This window comes from Bianquea renquensis, from assembly GCF_014384895.1.
GTDB classification, from domain to species: Bacteria; Bacillota; Clostridia; order Lachnospirales; family Bianqueaceae; genus Bianquea; species Bianquea renquensis.
The window spans coordinates 1-20,101 of the sequence record NZ_JACRSQ010000028.1; the positions used below are offsets into that span (position 1 = coordinate 1).

At 51.9% G+C, this 20,101-nt stretch carries 12 protein-coding genes; 5 read left to right on the top strand and 7 right to left on the bottom strand.

Annotation, left to right across the window (positions count from 1 at the left end; genetic code table 11):
• Positions 1–282 precede the first annotated feature (282 nt).
• Entirely contained in the window at positions 283–2,415 is a 2,133-nt protein-coding gene (locus H8730_RS14160; RefSeq protein WP_177718537.1) for a hypothetical protein, read from the bottom strand.
• Between the two features lie 169 nt (positions 2,416–2,584).
• On the opposite strand from H8730_RS14160, the gene H8730_RS14165 reads away from it, so the two are divergent.
• The 4 genes from H8730_RS14165 to feoB all read left to right on the top strand — a co-directional run bounded on the left by H8730_RS14165 (position 2,585) and on the right by feoB (position 6,534).
• On the top strand, positions 2,585–3,508 hold the full coding sequence (locus tag H8730_RS14165) for a helix-turn-helix transcriptional regulator (protein ID WP_177718535.1): 924 nt from the start codon (positions 2,585–2,587) through the stop codon (positions 3,506–3,508).
• 104 nt (positions 3,509–3,612) lie between these two features.
• The gene (locus H8730_RS14170) at positions 3,613–3,825 is read left to right on the top strand and encodes a FeoA domain-containing protein (RefSeq protein ID WP_177718533.1); all 213 of its coding nucleotides are present in this window, start codon (positions 3,613–3,615) and stop codon (positions 3,823–3,825) included.
• A 28-nt stretch (positions 3,826–3,853) separates the two neighbouring features.
• A complete protein-coding gene (locus H8730_RS14175) occupies positions 3,854–4,075 on the top strand; it encodes a FeoA family protein (RefSeq protein ID WP_177718531.1) in 222 nt (73 codons plus the stop codon).
• 41 nt (positions 4,076–4,116) lie between these two features.
• A complete protein-coding gene (gene feoB / locus H8730_RS14180) occupies positions 4,117–6,534 on the top strand; it encodes a ferrous iron transport protein B (protein WP_177718529.1) in 2,418 nt (805 codons plus the stop codon).
• Between the two features lie 546 nt (positions 6,535–7,080).
• On the opposite strand, the gene H8730_RS14185 is transcribed toward feoB, so the two are convergent.
• Genes H8730_RS14185 through H8730_RS14195 form a run of 3 tightly spaced genes read right to left on the bottom strand, consistent with a single transcriptional unit; the run spans position 7,081 to position 11,097 of the window.
• Positions 7,081–8,079, bottom strand: coding sequence for an SGNH/GDSL hydrolase family protein (locus H8730_RS14185; RefSeq protein WP_177718527.1), 999 nt, complete (start codon positions 8,077–8,079; stop codon positions 7,081–7,083).
• Positions 8,080–8,109: 30 nt separating this feature from the next.
• Entirely contained in the window at positions 8,110–10,071 is a 1,962-nt protein-coding gene (locus tag H8730_RS14190) for an alpha-amylase family protein (protein WP_177718526.1), read from the bottom strand.
• Between the two features lie 27 nt (positions 10,072–10,098).
• Positions 10,099–11,097 (bottom strand): SGNH/GDSL hydrolase family protein, encoded by a 999-nt coding sequence (locus H8730_RS14195; RefSeq protein WP_177718524.1) that lies wholly within the window; start codon positions 11,095–11,097, stop codon positions 10,099–10,101.
• Positions 11,098–11,257: 160 nt separating this feature from the next.
• Here H8730_RS14195 and pyrE point away from each other — a divergent pair, with 160 nt between their 5' ends.
• Complete coding sequence (gene pyrE, locus H8730_RS14200; protein ID WP_177718521.1) at positions 11,258–11,920, top strand: orotate phosphoribosyltransferase; 663 nt, start codon at positions 11,258–11,260, stop codon at positions 11,918–11,920.
• 83 nt (positions 11,921–12,003) lie between these two features.
• Here pyrE and H8730_RS14205 read toward each other — a convergent pair whose 3' ends face one another.
• The 3 genes from H8730_RS14205 to H8730_RS14215 all read right to left on the bottom strand — a co-directional run bounded on the left by H8730_RS14205 (position 12,004) and on the right by H8730_RS14215 (position 19,768).
• Positions 12,004–15,801: an InlB B-repeat-containing protein gene (locus H8730_RS14205; RefSeq protein ID WP_177718542.1), complete on the bottom strand. Its 3,798-nt coding sequence runs from the start codon at positions 15,799–15,801 to the stop codon at positions 12,004–12,006.
• 339 nt (positions 15,802–16,140) lie between these two features.
• Positions 16,141–18,033 (bottom strand): ABC transporter ATP-binding protein, encoded by a 1,893-nt coding sequence (locus H8730_RS14210; protein ID WP_177718518.1) that lies wholly within the window; start codon positions 18,031–18,033, stop codon positions 16,141–16,143.
• Positions 18,023–19,768 carry an ABC transporter ATP-binding protein gene (locus tag H8730_RS14215; RefSeq protein ID WP_249290023.1) on the bottom strand — a complete coding sequence of 582 codons (1,746 nt, stop codon included), beginning with the start codon at positions 19,766–19,768 and terminating at the stop codon, positions 18,023–18,025. Before H8730_RS14215 ends, H8730_RS14210 begins: the two co-directional genes overlap by 11 nt.
• Positions 19,769–20,101 lie beyond the last annotated feature (333 nt).

A 20,101-nucleotide genomic window follows, 5' to 3' on the forward strand; every position in this document is an offset into this window, starting at 1 on the left:
GAGAGGTGGAAGGAGAAGGAGGAGGCGTACCGTCGAGCGGGGATCGAGGAAGGGAGGAACCTGCTGGTGACGCGGGACGAGGAGGACGGAGGGGTGGACATGGTGAGAATCCACAACATGATCCTGCAATACCTCGTGCTGTAAAGAGGAAAGAGGGACGGAGCAAGACAACCCAAACCAAGGGGCTTCTCTACACAAAAAGAGGTGCGTCCCCACTTCACACATCGGCCGGTTAGGCTTTTTTTATTGGGGAGACGCAGGTATAAAGCTCCCCAAAGCCGTTTATGACTTTTGGTTGTCGGATCGATCCTCAAAGACTTCCGCTGTTCCGGCGTCGAGGCAAACCGGACCAATCTCGGGAAGATCCAAGAGTGCTGCCGCATCAGAAAAGTTGGCCACAAACCAATAGGATCTATTATTCAAGCCAATTACACGGACTGCTCTCACAAGGGGTAGATCCACGTCAAGTGTCCGGAATTGGGCGCGAACTGCATCAGCCTTTGCTGCATTTACGTCTGTCACCACCGCGCATCCAAAATCAAATACAGGTGCCGCCTTTTCGTAGAACCTAGGAGCCGTTACCTTCGTAGAGCAGATTTCATCACAGTGGAGAAAGCCACGATACCGGTATCCGTTGGACCAGCCATGGGTGAGGCCAATTTGCCGCCCTTCCTGTCGGTGCAGCGTCAGCGGGTCGCCGTACAGGGAAAATGCCGTATACCGGTCATCGATGGATATCCAGCGGTCCCCTTCGGTATAGAGACGCGTGAAATCGTTAAATACATCGTTGGGAACGAGCAGATGTAAGCCATACACCTCACTGATATGGCAAGTTTTTATGGCATCCGCATACTGCAATGTCACGACGGTGTGTCCGTCTGGTAAAGCAGCGAAAGCCAGGCGTACCTGAACGGTGTCTTCTTCGTCAAGCTGCTCCGCCAACAGTCCCTTTGTGTGGGCGAGATACCGCCCATAGGTGACGAATCCGCCACTTAGCATATGCCCACCATGGGAGATAACCACATTGTCATGGGTGATCCCATCGCCGTAGACCACACTGGTCATATTGTGCTGCCATTCCGCAAGCGAACTGTCATCAGGAGGCAGACACAATCCCGTGGGTCGCTCCGCAGCCAACCATACAAAAGAAGCAAACCGGCGGCGGTCTCGCACAAAGTATGCGCCATGATACGGGTCATTCCATTGCGGCAGTGGGGTCAAAAAATCTTTATTGGCGGCATAGGTGCCGGTACCGGCTGGCACCTTAAAATTATGGAATACATACCGCCAATAGGCGCTGAAAGCTATGCAGCAAGCGCGGTCCGACTCCAGCCGCGTATAGTAGAGCGGAGATTTTTCTACAAACAGCTCGCACCGTTTGGATAAAAAAGAGCGATCGTTGTTATACATGAATTCTTTTTTTAGAGTCGAGATCCATCCGCGCTCCCACTGATCTATATCTTCCCCCAGCGCATCCGCTGCAAAGTTCAGGGCGGGAATCAGGTAGTCCTGGCAATAGCAGTAGCGAACCCGCGTATCGCCTCCGGTCCGTAGCAACCGTCCATCGTCGTACAGACAGGTTTTGATGAGCTGCCATAGCCGGTCCATGTTATGATATACCGCAGGAGGCACGGGCAATCCCCACTTTCGCAGGCTAAAATGCAGCATAGCAGCGTTGGAAACACAGATGACCATGTAACCCACGTTCATATAGCCATGGTGGTTCAATGCCATGGATTCAAAGAAATTCGCGCCCACATGCCAGTCTGCTAAGGATTTTCCAGCGTAAAGCCGCGTGATGTCGTCTTGATCCGACGGTACGGATACTGCATTCAATAAAAAGGCGGTCCCACGCTCCAGAAACTGAGCGGCCATGGGACAGTCGGGATACATAAAAGCCGTTCGTATCATAACAGCGCCATTCCAGTAGTTGGATTCAGGCACGTTGGGGAACACCGGGTCCGCCTGCAATGGGTGATGCCCATAAAGCCATTGTGACTCTGAAATAAGCACTTCGCGCAGCTTCCCGAGATCCTCTTGCGACAAATCTTCCCATAGGGCATCAATCCCATGGATCATCCGTTCGATGCCAAGGACACTGATCCAGGTGTGCCCCCAACGCACATTTTCGCCATCGGTTACATGGTATGATCCTGTGATATGGCTTTCCAGCGAATACCGCAAAAGAGCCAAAGCAATCTTGTGCAGCCCTTCATCGCAATCCAGTTTCGCCAGCACCGCCAGCGCGGCAAAGGCTTTTTGATTTGTTTGAACTCCCCAGCCATTTGTCCCATCCCCATAATATGACAGGTCTGGCCGGTCAGCCGGCGTAAAAATATACGGCTGTATCCCCTTTGCCCATTGCCGGAGCAGGGAGAGGTATTCATTTTGAATGGAATCCTGAAAGAATGGCATTCGAACATCCCCTTTCCATGATGAATCTTTGATGTCCAGTATACGCCTCCGGGGTTCCATTTGCTATTGGGATCTCAGTCAAAATATAGGCCATTTGTTTCAAATCCTTGTATTGCTAGGGCAATTTCTGTATAATAGATCTATCAATTATGGTATGAGAGGGAGTTATATGGCTCTTGCAAAAGGAACGCCAATTCTAGTTGGCGGAAGAAAGTGTTTTGAATTTGTTCATGAGATGGTGTTGGTACAACCCGATCCGGATTCCTACTTTCTTCATAAGCCAACCCATCCGCAGGATTTTTATGAGATTATGTTTTTTCTCCAAGGGGAACGTGAAATCCGCGTTGGCCGAGATGCGCTGGGCCGCGGCCGCGAGGGAATGGACTGCCAGAGCGGCGGCACTTACGCCTGCGGTCCCGGCGATCTTATGCTGTTCCGGCCAGGGGAGCCGCATATTGGGCTTGCGCGGAAGGAAAACCGGCATGAACGCTTCTTTTTACATATTTACCCAGGCGCATTCTCTCTCATTGCGGCGGAGGATAGTTTGCTGCGGTGCTTTATCGAACGACCATGGTGCCAACAGAACCGAATTCACTTGTGCGGCGATATATCAGAGTCTTTGCGCGCGCAATTTTCGGCAATGGACCGTTTGCTTCGATACGGCCAGGACGAAGCAATTTCTGAGTTCTACGCTCGTTCTGTCCTGCTATTGCAAAGCATCAACCGTATTCTGCACAATACTCCTAAATCCCAACCCCCTGAATTGTATATCCGGATCATAGAATACATTGACCATCATTTTGATTCCATCCAGTCCACTGATACCCTGTGCCGCCAATTCGGAATCAGCCGTTCTGGGCTTTGGCGTTTATTCTGCGACAGCGGAGAGGATACTCCGCACGCCTATCTGACAAAGAGGCGTTTCGATAATGCGCGAATTCTCCTGGAACGCGGTTCCTCCGTAGCGGAAGTCTGTCACGCCGTTGGGTACTCGGACATATCCCACTTCATTCGTCAATTCCGGAAGGCCTACGGCATGACGCCGCACCAGTATGCAGCTGTGAGGGGCAGAGATCAAGTTCCATGGGAATAACAATAAAACTGCAAAATTCACAGAATATCCTCTTGACAATAAAGTTAGTTAGTGCTAACATATATACGGTTAGAAACGACTTACTAAAAAGCGAGGCGAGACAAGTGATGCCGTTGACACTTGTAAATGTCGGGGAAGAAACCATGATACGAAAAATCGGGGGAAAACCGGAGGTTCGGGCACATCTTGAGAATCTTGGGTTTGTGACCGGCTCCAATGTTACTGTGATCTCAACAATCGGGGGAAATCTTATTGTGAACGTGAAAAATTCCCGCGTTGCAATCAGCCGTGAAATGGCAAGTAAGATCATGGTATGAGTATGGTTAAAAATGAGGAGGAGACAACATGAAAACGTTACGAGAGGCAAAAATCGGTGATACGGCCACAGTGGTAAAACTCCACGGCGAAGGAGCGGTTAAGCGCAGAATCATGGACATGGGAATTACCAAAGGCGTCGAGATCTACGTGCGCAAAGTAGCGCCTCTGGGCGATCCAGTGGAGGTTACTGTCAGAGGTTACGAACTGTCCATCAGAAAAGCGGACGCAGAAATGATCGAGGTAAAGTAATTAAATTAGCACAGACGAATTTGCTGGAAAGGAAGATTGGCATGGATATCAGAATTGCCCTCGCGGGAAATCCGAACAGTGGCAAGACGACTCTTTTTAACGCGCTGACCGGTTCTAATCAATTTGTTGGAAACTGGCCTGGCGTTACGGTTGAGAAAAAGGAAGGTAAGCTGAAGAAGCACAGTGACGTTATCATAATGGACCTTCCAGGTATTTACTCTCTTTCTCCGTACACATTGGAGGAGGTTGTTGCAAGAAACTACTTAATTAATGAGCGCCCTGACGCGATCCTAAACATAATTGACGGAACGAACCTGGAGCGAAATTTATATTTAACGACACAGTTGACGGAACTCGGAATCCCGGTGGTTGTCGCCGTGAACATGATGGACGTCGTTCAGAAAAATGGCGACAAGATCAATATTGGAGAGCTCTCACGCCAGCTTGGCTGCAAGGTAGTGGAAATCTCCGCGCTAAAGGGAACCGGCGTTATGGAGGCTGCGGAGGAAGCGGTTAGGGCTGCCCATGAGACAAAAACGGTTCCCCAGCACAGCTTCAGCGGAGTCGTCGAACATGCCATCGCTCATATTGAGGAGGCTGCGGTTCACACGATGCCTTTAGAGCAGCAGCGCTGGTATGCCATCAAGATCTTTGAGCGCGATGAAAAGGTGCTTGAGCAGATGAAGCTGGCGCCATCGGTCCTTCAACATATCGAGGAGGACATCAAAGCGGCGGAGGTGGAGTTGGACGATGACGCGGAAAGCATTATTACCAACGAGCGTTATCTCTATATCGCCTCTATCATAAAGGGTTGTTACCGCAAAAAGAATGTAGGAAAACTTTCAACATCTGACAAGATTGATAAGGTTGTGACCAACCGTTGGCTGGCCTTGCCCATCTTCGCGGTGGTCATGATTATCGTGTATTACGTTTCCGTCTCTACAGTTGGATCTTGGGCGACGGACTGGGCGAATGACGGTGTGTTCGGCGATGGTTGGCATCTATTTGGCATCGGCTCCTCCGAGTATGAGGAGGCGGCGGAAGAATACACCGTTCCAGGCGCCGTGGTGGAAGCCTTTGAGGCCGCGGCGGAGGAGGCAGGGGTTGAACCTGGAGAGGCAGAAACGCTCACCACAACGGCGTACCTCTATGACGATGATGGCAACGTGGAGGAAGAAATTCCTGTAGATTTTGCAGCTTACGAGGAAGCAGCGGCCATAGAAGAGCCCGATCCGGCGGAATATGGCGTCTGGGTTCCGGGAATCCCGGTTCTTGTGGAAAGCGGGCTGGAAGCTATCAACTGTGCGGATTGGCTTCAAGGGCTGATCCTGGATGGTATTATCGGCGGCGTTGGCGCAGTCCTTGGATTTGTCCCGCAGATGCTGGTACTGTTCATCTTCTTAGCATTTCTCGAAAGCTGCGGCTACATGGCGCGTATTGCTTTCGTTATGGACCGGATCTTCCGCAGATTTGGCCTTTCCGGTAAATCCTTTATCCCCATGTTGATTGGCACAGGCTGTGGAATTCCTGGCGTTATGGCCTCCCGTACCATTGAGAATGAGCGGGATCGAAGAATGACCATTATGACCACCACCTTTATCCCCTGCGGCGCTAAATTGCCTATTATCGCCCTCATTGCTGGAGCCCTGTTCGGCGGTGCGTGGTGGGTTGCCCCCAGCGCATACTTTATCGGAATTGCCGCTATTGTGATTTCCGGTATCATGTTAAAAAAGACAAAAATGTTTGCAGGCGATCCGGCGCCCTTTGTCATGGAGCTTCCGGCGTACCATTTGCCGACAGTGGGCAATGTGCTCCGCTCCATGTGGGAGCGCGCCTGGTCCTTCATCAAAAAAGCGGGTACGGTTATCCTGCTCTCCGCCATCCTGCTCTGGTTCCTGCAGGGCTTTGGCGTTGAGAACGGCAGCTTTGGCATGGTCGAGGATCTCAATAACTCCATTCTTGCTGTTATCGGCAATGGAATTGCCTGGATCTTTTCTCCTCTCGGCTGGGGCAACTGGCAGAGCGCAGTGGCCACCATCACGGGCCTGATCGCCAAGGAAAATGTGGTTGGCACCTTCGGCGTTCTATTCGGCGGATTTGATGAAGTCGCGGAAAATGGATGGCAGATCTGGGCCAATATGCGCGCCTCCTTTACCCCTCTTGCTGCCTACTCCTTCTTGATCTTCAATCTCCTCTGCGCACCTTGCTTCGCTGCAATCGGAGCAATCAAGCGAGAGATGAACAATGCAAAGTGGACATGGTTTGCTATTGGGTACCAGTGTGTATTTGCCTACGCCATCGCCCTTGTGGTGTATCAGCTGGGAATGCTGTTCACCGGAAATGGCAATGTGGTCGGCTCCATCGTCGCCTTTGCCATCGTCGCCTTCCTGCTGTTCATGTTGTTCCGGCCTTATAAGGAATCCAATAAGCTGGAACAAAGCGTCAAAATCTCAGCGTAACGACAAGGTGAGGCTGTTGTAGGGCCTCCCCTCCTCATAGAAATTGGATATGATTTTTCGGGGACAGGAGTGTTGCAAAATGACCTGAAATCCTAATGATTTCAGGTCAGAGGCAGCACTCCTTCTCTTTTCGCAGAGGCAGAATCTTCTCCCCTTCGCCGGGCAAACCAGTGTATCCAGCCGTTAAATGCCCGTATACGTTATTTGGCATAAATTTATAAATCCACAAGGATTAAAACGGCTAATTGCGCTCCGCCTAGAAGTGGCAAAACAATGCTATGGGAGGCCAAATTTGTTTGCTAAAGCAGGGTGGATATTACTTTTCTGCCATCTTAAATCAGGGGCTCGGAGAGGTGCTAACACAGCATAATGCTGGGAAAAAGCGTCTTAGACTCCGTAAGGATCATCCTATTTTTGATTGGCATAATTTTATAAGAAATATCAGAATGCTCTATTTGGTTGTTGTTTGATCGTCGTCCACAATAGTACTATTCTGCCAAATCTTACATGGAGGATGGGGATGGAAACAGTATAGAAGTCCGGCAGTTACAAAAGCCTGCCAACCACACTTCCGATCACATTGGCCATGCGGTAAAAGCCCAGATCGTTGGGATGACAGCCGTCCACGGTGCAGGAATCCCGCTCATCGCCTTCGAAGAGGCTCTGCCCATCAAGGAAGTAGATGTTGGAGTCGCCATGTTGGAGGGCATTTCGGTAGGTGGTGAGGATCACGTCCCGGCGCTGGGAATGCTCTGGGGTGTCCAGGCAAAAATCAGGACGGCCAACCAGGAGAATCGGGAGGGCCGGCTGTTGCCGTCGGATCCTCTGATAGAACGCCTCGTGGGTACGCTGTAGATGGTCTACATCCGGCGCATTATGATCATAATCGAGCACAAACACACGCATGGGCAAGTTGGCAATATACTCAGCCAGGGCGGCTTCGCCTTTGGCGCTCCCGGAGAAGCCAAGATTGACAAAGTCACAGTCATATCTGCGGGAGATCATTGCCTGATAGCTGTTTCCAGGTCTGGAGGCGCAGCCGCCCTGGGTGATGGAGGAGCCGTAGTATACCACCGGAACCGGGAAGCGGTAGGGCTGGCCGGGCGACAGGGTTGCATCGTCATCCAACCCGATGTGGAGGGAAGTGACGTCATTGTATAGGGGAAAATGAAGGAGGAGATCCCGCTCCTGCTGGCAGGGAAAGCTGTAGGAAGCCGTATATCCGTGATCAAAATTTTCGGGCATAAAGGTGCCAGTATACCAATACCGGGCGCCTTTCTTGACATAGAGGTCAAATGCGCTGGATCCGCTCCGAGGCATATGGGGCATATCGCAGAGGGAGGGCATATCACATTGGATAGCGATGGTTTTGGAATTGGTCTTGAATTTGACTCGCCCTCCGGCTGTGTTGGTGTGAAGGTTCTGAACACCCTCATTGGCCTGCTCAGCCACGGACTGAGGAAGCCTCCGGAACACGGGCTCCTCTTTATAATTGTACAATCCATAAACTTGAAAGGGGTCTTCCCTCACATCTCGAAATATCATAAGTCAATCTTCCTTTCTTGGGCAGGGGATTCAATGCCGGATGGCAACGATATCATGGATGGCGACCTGTGGAATATCAAAGAGTAGGCGCCCATCCCTGTATGACCAATGGACAGGTGCGCCGCCGGGCTCCAGGGTGACAGAAGCAGGCCGAGGCATGGAAATCTCCCCGTGAATGGGTCCTGCAGGCGGAACACTTTCGACAATGGGATTTTTTGGTGAGGTCAAATGATCGCCACTGGTGTTGACAAAGTGAAGAAAATGAGCATCCTCCTTTTGCCGCATGGTCATGACGAGGGAGGCTGGCGCGGTTATGCGAGCGAGCCTGGGGATATTCATTGCCTCGATTAGCTCACCGACAGCGCGGCGGATGCCGGGATAATGGGAGTAGGCAAAGGAATCAAACAGGGGCCCATAGATACCGGCAATGACGCCTTTTCCTACGGTGCGGACTGTCATAGCAGGAAATTCAGAACGTTTTGACTGTGGGCCCCCATCCCGGGATAAGAGAATCGGTTTCACAGTGGAAGCGCTTTGAACCGTAACCTTGTTCCAGTCGCCAATCAGTGTCACAGTGCGGTCGCCGTCAGGAATGGTCAGAGCACTGGCATTGCAATATCCCTGTACAAATTCAGGGGAGATGGAGACACCCAGCTCCTCTTCGAAGGCCTTGCAGGAGACACCGGATACAATGAGCGCGCCTCCGTTTCGGACATATGCCTTTAGCTTCGCAAGGGTCTCTGGATCCATGGGATCCTGTTCAGGGACAACACAGAGGGGATAGGAGTCCACCCGCTGGCGGAGTGTGGTCTCCGTGAGAAGATCCGTGTGAATCGTATTTTCCAACAGGGCGTAGAGAGCGCCCTCCACCGGACGGGCCGCGGTTGACAGGTCATACAAAGAGCGGTTATGGGCATAATAGTGATTTTGGCTGTGGAGAACAACCGCCTGGGGAACCGTGGCCGTGTTCTGGCTGAAGGCCTGCCGGGCGCGGCAGAATCTAGCCACATCGGCCAAATCGTCCATATGCCAGCTTACGACAGGCCCCCAGCGGTTAGGGGTGTCATAGATGGTAAAGGCGCCGCCACAGGACATAACGATGCCGGCCTCCTGACACAGCGCGGGGACACTTTTAAAAATCCAGTCGGACATGGGACCATGGCTGGTAAAGGCCCAGGCCATCAAATCCCATTTCAAGCCGCGGCCATCCATGATCCTTGCTTCCGGGATGGCGCTGTCGATACTCCAAACCCAGGAAAAATCGCCGCTGAGATAATCAACCTCAGCCTTGATGTCATCTGGCTGGCGCAATGTATACATCCAGTTGCTGCAAGACGTGCAGCCAGCCTTTCGGCGGTGAATCGCACGGCTGAATGCATCGACATGCCGCACAAAGTTTTCCCGGGAAAAGTCGGCCCATTCTTTCCAGTGGGGATCCTCCTCCTTGCGGGGGATAGGGGTAATCCCTGTTTTTTCTATAAAGGCAGCGGTACATCGATCACAGTAACAGGGGGCGCTGGCCCAGTTTTCGCCATCCACCCAAAAGCCGTCAACGTCATAGGTATCGATGATTTCTTCCATCTGTGGAATTAAGTACTGTTCTGTATAAGCGGATAGCGGGCAGGTGGAGTCCGGGTGCGGTTTTCCATCTGGTTCGATACGGGCATACTCAGGATGTTCTTGAATGGCAGCGGTGTCCCAGACGCCAGAATAGTGCATGATGAGGGGAATGCCCATTTTTTGAGTCGCATTGCGCCAGATGCGCAGGGAATCCTTTACAATGCCGGGGGACGCGATCCCCACCTTCGTAGGATAGCTGGTATAGCCGGGATGGCCCTTGCAATCGCACTGAACAAAATCGGGCTTGATTTTTTCAAACTCCTGGATCAATCCCTCCTCTGTTACGTCCCGGCCCAGGACAGTATCCGTTTCCCTCGCGTGAAGATCGAAATGCAGACCAAAAAAAGCGTTGTCATGCCAATGTTTGCCCATTTTCATACCTCTTTTCCTTCGCTGAATTTACAAGAGAGTGCCAATAACACTCCCGATTACGCTTGCCATGCGGTGAAAGCCCAGGTCATTAGGGTGCTTTCCGTCTACAGTGCAGGCATCCCGTTCATCGCCCTCGAAGAGGCTGTGCCCATCGAGGAAATAGACATTGGAATCGCCATTTTGGAGGGCGTTCCGGTAGGTGGTGAGAATCACGTCCCGGCGCTGGGAATCGTCCTGCTTGTGCATGTAAAAATCAGGGCGTCCAACCAGGAGGATTGGGAGCGTCGGCTGCTGCCGTCGAATCCTTTGATAAAACGCCTCATGGGTGCTCTGTAAGTGCTCCACATCCGGCGCATTATGGTCATAGTCCAGCACAAATGCGCTCATAGGTAGTTGGGCGATATACTCAGCCAGAGCCGGCTCACCCTTGGCGCTGCCGGCGAAACCGAGGTTGAGAAAATCGCAGTCGTATTTCCTGGAGATTACGGCCGGATAGCTATTTCCGGGTCTGGAGGCGCAGCCGCCCTGCGTGATGGACGAGCCGTAGTACACGACAGGCAGGGGGAAGCGATAGGGCTGACCAGGCGACAGGGTTGCACCGTCATCCAACCCGATGTGGAGGGAAGTGACGTCGCTGTACAGAGGAAAATGGAGGAGGAGATCCCGCTCCTGTTGGCATGGAAAGCTGTAGGAGGCCGTGTATCCGTGATCAAAATCATTGGGCATAAAAGTGCCGGTGTGCCAATACCGGGCGCCTTTCTTCACATAGAGGTCAAATCCGCTGGAGCCACAGCGGGGCATATGGGGCATATCACATAGGGAGGGCATATCACACTGAATGGTGATGGTTTTGGAATTGGTCTTGAATTTGACTCGTCCTCCGGCTGTGTTGGTGTGAAGGGTTTGAACACCCTCATTGGCCTGCATGGCCACAGACTGAGGAAGCCTCCGAAAAACGGGCTCTTGCCTGTAATGGTACAGGCCATAGACGGTAAAAGGGTCTTCCCTCACATCTCGAAATATCATGTGTGGCTACTCCTTTCTTGTGTGGGTGAAAATTATTTTTGGTCTAAGCATATCACAAAGTAGCATAAAAATCTAGATAAAAAGAAAAAAGTCTTGTGTCTTGCATAATCGCCCGCCCTGCGATATAATAAACACAATGATTCGAAAGAGGATGATGACGATGCTAGCACCGAAAAAAAAACAATTTATCGAGTTCATGATGGAAGCGGAAGTACTCCGCTTCGGAGAGTTTACGACCAAGAGCGGACGGCTGACGCCATATTTTGTCAATACGGGAAACTATAAGACCGGCGCGCAGATCGCGACGCTGGGAGCCTACTATGCCGCGCTGGTACAGGAGACGTGTGGGGAAGAATTTGATGCCATGTTTGGCCCCGCCTATAAGGGAATTCCCCTGGTTACGGCAGCGGCCGCCGCCCTGGCTCAGAATTTCCGCATTGACAAGCCTTTTTTCTTTAACCGGAAGGAGGCCAAGGACCACGGCGAAGGTGGAAGCTTAGTGGGGTACAAGCCGACCGCAGGGGATCGGATTCTCATCATTGAGGACGTCATTACTGCGGGGACCGCGGTTCGGGAGACCATGCCGATCCTGAAAGGCTGCGGGGATGTCTCAGTGGAGAATATGTTCATCTCAGTCAACCGCTGTGAAGTCGGACAGACGCCGGGCAAGACCGCCGTTATGGAAGTGAAAGACGAATTTGGGATTACCGTCCACTCCATCGTCACCGTAGGGGATATTCGAGAGTACTTGAAGGAGCAACACTATGAGGCCCATATGTTGGCGGCCATGGATCGGTATATGGAACAATATTGTGTGCTGTAAACAGCACCGCAGGAGGCTCCTGCGGTGCGTACATGGAGCGCCCTGTGGACATGTAAGCCACAGGGCGCTGATGATTTTAGCGGCTATCTTCTCTTTCGTCTGTAAATGAGTATGCCGGTCAGGACAGCGCCTGCCGCCAACAGGATGGAAATCCAGAGGGCGATATTGCTGCTGTCGCCGGTTTGGGGGGCGGTTGTGCCGTCAGTCTTGTCCTCCCCTGATGTAGAAGGCGTTTCCGTTGTCCCCGCTGCGGGGATCTCCACAGCCGCCTTCGCGTAACGGCAAACAGTACACACCTCGTGCCGGGAACCTGCCTCCGTTGGAGTGGCTTCTTTGTCCGTCACCCATTCAAAGGTATGGGGGGCTTCGTTCCGCTTTTCGCCGCAGCTGGCGCATTCGTTCCAATGGTTGTTGGCGTCAGATTTCCACTCATCTGCAAAGAAATGGCCTGTTGCAGGAATCACCGTACTGTCCAGAACCGCATCGCAGTTTTTGCAGTGGATTGACTTGCTTCCGTCTTCGGTGCAGGTGGCCACCTTATCAACTGTGAAGCCGTCTTCCCAGTCGTGTCCAAGCGGATCCACATCCTGGGATTCTACGTGTTTGCACCTCTCGCATATCCGCTGGATACTGCCCTTGTCGTCGCAAGTCGGCGATTTGACCTGGATCCAATTCCCATAGCGATGCCCTAAAGCCTCCACATAGCTGTCCGCATAGGAATCTTCGCAAATCCTGCATGTATGCGTCGTATAGCCCTGCTGCGTGCAGGTCGGGTGTGTCACTATGCCTTCCGTATATTCATGGGGCGTTACCGTAAGCGTATAGGTTGCCGTGGCCTCCCGATAATTCGTGCTCTCCGGCACAGCAGCTGTAATCATCGTCTGGCCTGCTCCTGTGATGGTGACTTCACCCGTCGCCGCATTCACAGTCGCAACGTCTGTATCACTGCTTGTAAAATAAACCCCGTCCGTCATGCCGGTCAGTGTCAGCGTAAACGCATGGTCATTGATATGCTTTACCCCTTCTGTACGATCAAAAGCTAGCGGGTTGGCGGCCTGCTCGATGGTCAGCGTCGCGGTAGCCTCTGTCCTGGCATAGTTATCCGTCCCGTCAAGCACCGCTTTGACATAATAGGTCCCTGCATTGGTAGGCTCGCCCTCAATGGCGTTCTGATATCCGGAATCCGTATAATATGTCAGCGCAGGTGCCGCACCATTGATTGCCGTATAATACGTGCCCGGTCGTGTGCCAGCGGAAATAACGTTCACGCTCTCCACCGATGTGGACAGGCTGTGAGCCTTGCCGTCATAGGGGACGATACTGTTTTCCATCACAATGCGCGTTGTGTCCGCCTTTCGGATCGTAACCGAATTCCAGTCATCATCTGTCTCGTATCCCGGCGCGGATACCTGAACATAAACCCTCTGGTTAGAGGTCACATCCGTCCATGTGGGCAGCTCGTCCAGCGTATATTCCGGATTGGCGGTATAGCCGTCGCTCTTTGCGTATTTTACCGTAACCTGTGACAAATCCACTTGTCTACCGTCCATATATACCGTTATATCTACGCTGTGTGGGTTGCCGTCATATAATTCAAAGTAATTGAATACAGAGACAGACAATCTACCAATGGGCTCGATGCGCAGGCGAATCCGTTGGCTTACCGCCGCATAAATATCGTCCTCCGGGCGTTCTACCAGCACATAATAATTGCCTGCGTCTGTAAAGCCACCCTCCGGCACATTCTCAATCGGGTTCTCATAGCGGGAATCAAAATAGGTGACAGTAAAGCCGTCCGTTACGTCTGCACTGTTTTTCGTTACATCAAAGGCAACCGGATCGCCCGTATAAGCCACGGTCTGATTTTCAAATGTGATCGCAGTTTTTGGCGTCCATACGGCAAACAGCGTGATGGTGTAGGTGTAATTCCCTCCCGCATCGACAGACGCCTGTGCGCTGTCAACTACATCAGATACCTTGAATTTTCCGGTTATCCCAGCGGCGGATGCCGTGCTGTCGGTGCTCCAGCCGGCAAAGATATAGTTGGCTCGGCTCAGCCCGTCGCCGCCTGGCGCCGCAACCTCGGCGCCGTAAGCCATATTAGAAACACCTGGGGGAACAATTCCATCACCGCCGTTCAGGTCATATTCAATGGCGTATACCGGCGCATCGTCCCCCCAAGCCGCATACAGCGTTGGGTTGGCGGAAAGGCCGCTGACCACCGTAGAACCGCTCACAGCGCCGCTTGTCGTTGCCCAGCCTTTGAAGCTGTATTCGCCCGTGCGGTATGGCACCAATGGGTTATATGCCGTATAAGTGTCTGTACTCGGTGCGGCCATCATGCTGCCGCCTGTATAGGTCGTATAGGCTGTGCCGGTGAAGTCACTTGTCTCCCCGTCTACGGGCTCATGATCTACATCGTAGGTAACTTCGGTCGATCTTGTAACCCAGTAACAATCCCTATATTCCCCGGTATCGCCCGTCAGATTGCCTAGGGTATCAGTGCTTATGGTATAACCGGAAGGATACTGGAACGTTGGCACATGATTGTCCCCCTCGTAGCTCGTTCCCAGCGGCTTCTGGAAATATCCCCCCTTGATCTGTAGATCTCTTGCATTCCATGAATTGCCAAAGATAATCCTGTCGCAGTCGGCCTTAAATACGCCTCCATTGATAATGGGCGTACAGTAATAGAAGAGGCCCGTCGTCCAGTTGCTTGTGCTCTTCAGATAGAAGGTTCCCCCGTTGATGACAAACTGCTTGGCGGTGCCGGAATTGCCCACGCAGTAGAGGAAATGCCGGTTGCCGACCTCAAAATACCCGCCGTTGATTGTAACATTTCCGGTGCCGTAGAAATTGATTTTGCGTGTATACCCCCCATCATCGGGGACGATAACGGATACGCCATCCTCAATCACGACTGCGGAACGGACGGTAAGGCCGTTGTTGAAGGCAGCGTTCCCTGCGAGGGTTACGCCGTTGGCAGCGGACAGGTCTGCGGCTCCGTTGGATACAAAGCTCCCACTCACAGTCAGCTTGCCGCTGTCCGCCTGTCCGGCAACAGCATTGGCATTAATCTGTATGGACTCGCCAATCGTCCCTCCGGACAGCGCCGCGTTTCCATTCACAGTAAAGCGCCCAGCGTCTATGGATCCTCCGGTTATTTCTAGCCCGGAACAGTTAATTCCCGAGGTATACACGCCGGACATCGCGCCTCCGGTGATTGTCAGCTTGTTGAACGTGCCAAAAAACAGGTACTGATTGCTTAGGAGCTGGCCGTCCCCGCTTTGGCTGGTGTCCTGAATCGTGAGGTTATATGGCGTGCCGTTATAATCGTTGTATATAGCATAGGAATAGCTGCTTTCTCCCCTTACAAACTCGTAGGTTAGAGTGTGCCCGTTCAAATCCAGAATGGTATCGGCCTTAAGCACCGCCGTATTCCTGAAGGTAAAATCTGCCCCCAAAGTGATTGTACCACCCTGCTCAAAAGCCGCCAAAAGCTCATCCTCTGTGGTAACCGGTCCGTCCATAAGTACGGTAGCCGGATACATTGCCGCACTCACAGCGTCGATGACGTCATGCTGCTCCTCTGTCAGCGACAGCGAATTTTCTTCCGCGAAAGTATAAATCGCCTGTAGTTGGCTGTTTATTTCCTTAAGGGCAATCTCGTCTGTCGGATCAACAGCCTCTGGGGCAGGTAACGCCGCAATCAGAGACGCAAGTTCCGCCTCAAGCGCAGGGTCCACCGTTTCGGGTGTATTAGGCGGCACATCCAATGCCTGAACGTCGTTCCCATTTGCGAATACCGTGCCTGCCAGCATTGTCAGTGTCAAAACAAACGACAGCAGGCAAGCAAGCCATCTGTTTTTTCTACCTTTCATTTTTTCATCCCTTCTCTATTTATAATATAGTCTGCCTATAATCCTATACCGATAACCCTACCACAAAACCGTCTACTTTTCAAGATTTTTCTCACAACAGCACAGGATTTGTATACTATTTATAGCGCAGATCTGCCAATAAAATATAGTAAGCGACAAAAATAAAAGAAGGGACTGTCGCAAACCAAGGTTTTAAACCATCGGGTCTAAAATCTTATTTTGCAACAGTCCTTTGGCAGCGCTCGGCATATGGATTTCACAAGCTTTTATAAAATTCTGCCATATCCTAAATGGAGTCAATGCAACGTGTTGAGCGCAGACGAGACCGCCAATCTGCCGTTATTCCAGTTCAAAAGCCCCGGTGTAGAGACGGTAGTACTGCCCCTTTTCTGCAATCAGCTTGTCATGGTCGCCGCGCTCAATGATGCGACCGTGATCCATGACCATGATCACATCGGAATTTTTCACGGTGGACAGGCGATGCGCAATGACGAAGACGGTTCTGCCTTTCATCAGAGCATCCATGCCGCGCTGTACGATGGCTTCCGTCCGCGTGTCAATGGAGGAGGTGGCCTCGTCCAGAATCATCACAGGCGGGTCGGCAACGGCTGCGCGGCTGATGGCCAGCAATTGGCGTTGTCCTTGGGATAGATTGCTGCCATTTCCAGAGATGACGGTCTCATATCCTTCGGGAAGACGGGTGATGAAATCATGGGCGCCGGCTAACTTTGCCGCCTGGATGCACGCCTCGTCGGTGGCATCCAGCCGGCCGTAGCGAATGTTCTCCATAACAGTTCCAGAAAAAAGATTCGTGTCCTGCAGTACAATACCGAGAGAACGGCGAAGATCGCTCTTCTTAATCTTATTGATATTGATCCCATCATACCGGATCTTGCCATCTGCAATATCGTAGAAGCGGTTTAAAAGGTTGGTGATGGTCGTTTTACCCGCGCCCGTCGCTCCCACAAAGGCAATCTTTTGACCGGACTCCGCATATAAGGTGATGTTGTGGAGGACCGGTTTATCCGCCTCATAGCCGAAGTCTACGTCAAACAGACGAACGTCCCCGGCTAGCTTGGTATACGTTACGGAACCATCAGCCTGATGGGGATGCTTCCACGCCCAGATGCCCGTGCGCTCTTGACATTCCATGAGCGCTCCATCGACTTCCCGGACATTCACCAGTGTGACATACCCTTCGTCGACTTCCGGCGCTTCGTCCAGCAGCGCAAAGATACGGTCCGCGCCGGCAAGGCCCATGACGACGGCATTGATCTGATTGGAGACCTGGTTGACGTTTCCAGCGAACTGTTTTGTCATATTGAGGAAGGGCACAATGACGCTGATGCTGAGGGCAAGCCCTGAGATGCTCAGATTCGGCGCGCCGGATAGCAGCAACAGTCCGCCCGCGAGAGCGACGATCACATACAGAACATTGCCAATATTATTCAGAATCGGACCGAGAGTATTGGCATATTTGTTGGCGCGCTCGGATTCGTGAAACAGCTCATCATTGATCGCATCAAAATCAACTTTGCTGGCCTCCTCATGGCAGAAAACCTTGACGACCTTCTGCCCATTCATCATTTCTTCGATAAAGCCCTCCTCACGGCCTAATGCGCGCTGCTGGCGGAAGAAATGGCGGGCAGAGTTGCCACCGATTTTCTTTGTGACCAAAAGCATGACGGAGACGCCGGCGAGAACCACCAGAGCGAGCCAGACGCAGTAGTAAAGCATGATGACTAAGATTGTGATCACAGTGACCGAGGAGATCAGAAGCTGGGGGAAGCTCTGCGAAATCATCTGGCGGAGCGTATCGATATCGTTGGTGTAATGGCTCATGATGTCACCGTGGTTATGGGTGTCAAAATATTGAATCGGAAGGTTCTGCATTCCGTTGAACATTTTTTTGCGCAGCTTCATGAGAGCGCCCTGGGTCATAACGGCCATCAACTGATTGTATACGAGGCCGGAGATCAGAGACAGGACATAGAAGAGCGCCAGAAGGCCAACCAATCCTAGAATGCGGCTCCCCACGGAACTCCAATCTCCGCTCTGCCAGCTGGACTCCACAAGGGCGATGACATTCTGCATAAAAATGGCGGGAACAGAGCTGACCACGGCGCTGAAAAGGATGCAGAAGATGGTCAGCGGCATCTTGACGGGATAGAACTCCAACAGCATTTTCAACAGGCGCCGCGTGGTGCCTTTTCTAACGGATTTAGTCTGCATCGTGATCACCTGCCTTATTCTGTGATGTATAGATATCTCGATAGATCTCGTTGTTTGCCATGAGCTCCTGGTGGGTGCCAATAGCATTGATGGAACCGCCCTCCATGACGATAATCCGGTCCGCGTCCGAGACGGAGGAGGTGCGCTGTGCAATGATGATCTTCGTCGTTTCGGGGATATACTCCCGCATTGCTTTGCGGATCAGGGCGTCTGTTCTCGTATCCACCGCGCTGGTGGAGTCGTCCAGAATGAGGATCTTCGGCTTTTTCAGCAGGGCTCTTGCGATACAGAGCCGTTGTTTCTGACCGCCGGACACATTGGCGCCCCCCTGCTCAATGTAGGTATCATATTTGTCCGGGAACTGCGAGATGAATTCGTCTGCCTGAGCGAGCTTGCAGGCTTGGACCATCTCTTCATCCGTGGCGTCAGGATTGCCCCATCGAAGGTTTTCTTTGATCGTCCCGGAAAACAAAATGTTTTTCTGGAGGACAACGGCCACTTGGTTGCGGAGGGTTTCAAGATCATAGGCCCGAACATCTTCGCCTCCAACCTTGACAACGCCCTCCGTGGCGTCGTACAGGCGGGAGATGAGTTGGATCAGGGAGGATTTGGACGAACCTGTGCCACCGATAATGCCAATGGTCTCCCCAGAGCGAATATGGAGCTGAATTCCGCTCAGGGCCATGCGCTCCGCTTTGCGGGAATATTTAAAGCTCACATTTTCAAAATCGACAGAACCGTCCTGCACGGTATAGAGGGGGTGTTCCGGATTGGAGAGGGAGCTTTTTTCCGCAAGCACTTCGGCAATTCGCTTGGCAGACTCGCTGGCCATGGTAATCATGACGAAGACCATGGAAATCATCATGAGACTGTTGAGAATCATAAAGCTGTAGGTGAGCAGCGCAGAAAACTGTCCCACGTCCAGATCCAGGCCTCTGGAGGTGATGATGGTGTAGGAACCGTAGGACAAAACGAAGACCATGACGGTGTAGAGGCAGAACTGCATCATGGGATTGTTCAGCGCAAGAATCCGTTCCGCGCGAGTGAAATCTTGACAGACATCCTCCGCGGCTGCGCCAAATTTTGTTTTTTCATAGTCTTCCCGCACATACGATTTGACCACCCGCATGGCCTTCACGTTTTCCTGGATCGAGTTGTTGAGGGCGTCATATTTTGTAAAGACCCTGCGAAACAGAGGCATGGTCTTGCGGATGACGAGATACAGGCCAAAGGCCAGGAAAGGCGCCACGATCAGGAATATAAACGCCATTTTTCCTCCCATGACAAAGGCCATGACGAAGGCGAATAGCAGCATGAGCGGGCAGCGGATCGCCGTGCGGATGATCATCATATACGCATTTTGCACATTGGTCACATCGGTGGTGAGCCGTGTCACCAGGGAGGAGGTGGAAAAATGATCGATGTTTTCAAAGGAATAGGTCTGGATCCTATAGAACATATCCTTTCGAAGGTTTCTGGCAAGACCGCAGGAGGCAGTGGCGCAGGTGGAGCCAGCCAGGGCTCCGAACAGGAGGGACAGGCCGGCCATGAGGATGAGCACGAGCCCGTACACGGCGATGACCTTCATCTCACTGCCAGCCTTGATGCGGTTGACCAATTCTGCGATGATAAAGGGGATGATACACTCCATGACCACTTCCATGGAGACCAAAACAGGCGTTGCGATGGACGCCTTCTTATACTCCCGAATACTTTTTATAAGGACTGTCCACATTACGTTTTCGATTTCTCCTTTCTACGCGAACAAAAAAGACGAATAGTGTCTATCAACTGGATTTATGTGATATACACTACTCGTTGTCCGGGTTATCGCTCAGCAGGCGATAACCAAAAACTTCCTTTCCTATTATACCGCAGCATAGTTAAAAAATCAACTGACGAAATTTCATAATCTTTGTTCGATTGTGCCGCCCCAGTATGGTCTCATTTCAGGTCCCAGTGAAAATCATCACGATTTGTTTACAGTTCATTCATTGACAGGAGAGCTTCTCCTGTTGTATTATATATGCGTCATAATTAATATTGGAAATAATATTGCTTGTGAAGG

Bases quoted from the DNA above. Each gene is read 5' to 3' on its own strand.
- H8730_RS14160 (WP_177718537.1), bottom strand. From the start codon at position 2,415: ATGCCATTCTTTCAGGATTCCATTCAAAATGAATACCTCTCCCTGCTC.
- H8730_RS14165 (WP_177718535.1), top strand. From the start codon at position 2,585: ATGGCTCTTGCAAAAGGAACGCCAATTCTAGTTGGCGGAAGAAAGTGT.
- H8730_RS14175 (WP_177718531.1), top strand. From the start codon at position 3,854: ATGAAAACGTTACGAGAGGCAAAAATCGGTGATACGGCCACAGTGGTA.
- feoB (WP_177718529.1), top strand. From the start codon at position 4,117: ATGGATATCAGAATTGCCCTCGCGGGAAATCCGAACAGTGGCAAGACG.
- H8730_RS14185 (WP_177718527.1), bottom strand. From the start codon at position 8,079: ATGATATTTCGAGATGTGAGGGAAGACCCCTTTCAAGTTTATGGATTG.
- H8730_RS14190 (WP_177718526.1), bottom strand. From the start codon at position 10,071: ATGGGCAAACATTGGCATGACAACGCTTTTTTTGGTCTGCATTTCGAT.
- H8730_RS14195 (WP_177718524.1), bottom strand. From the start codon at position 11,097: ATGATATTTCGAGATGTGAGGGAAGACCCTTTTACCGTCTATGGCCTG.
- pyrE (WP_177718521.1), top strand. From the start codon at position 11,258: ATGCTAGCACCGAAAAAAAAACAATTTATCGAGTTCATGATGGAAGCG.
- H8730_RS14205 (WP_177718542.1), bottom strand. From the start codon at position 15,801: ATGAAAGGTAGAAAAAACAGATGGCTTGCTTGCCTGCTGTCGTTTGTT.
- H8730_RS14210 (WP_177718518.1), bottom strand. From the start codon at position 18,033: ATGCAGACTAAATCCGTTAGAAAAGGCACCACGCGGCGCCTGTTGAAA.
- H8730_RS14215 (WP_249290023.1), bottom strand. From the start codon at position 19,768: ATGTGGACAGTCCTTATAAAAAGTATTCGGGAGTATAAGAAGGCGTCC.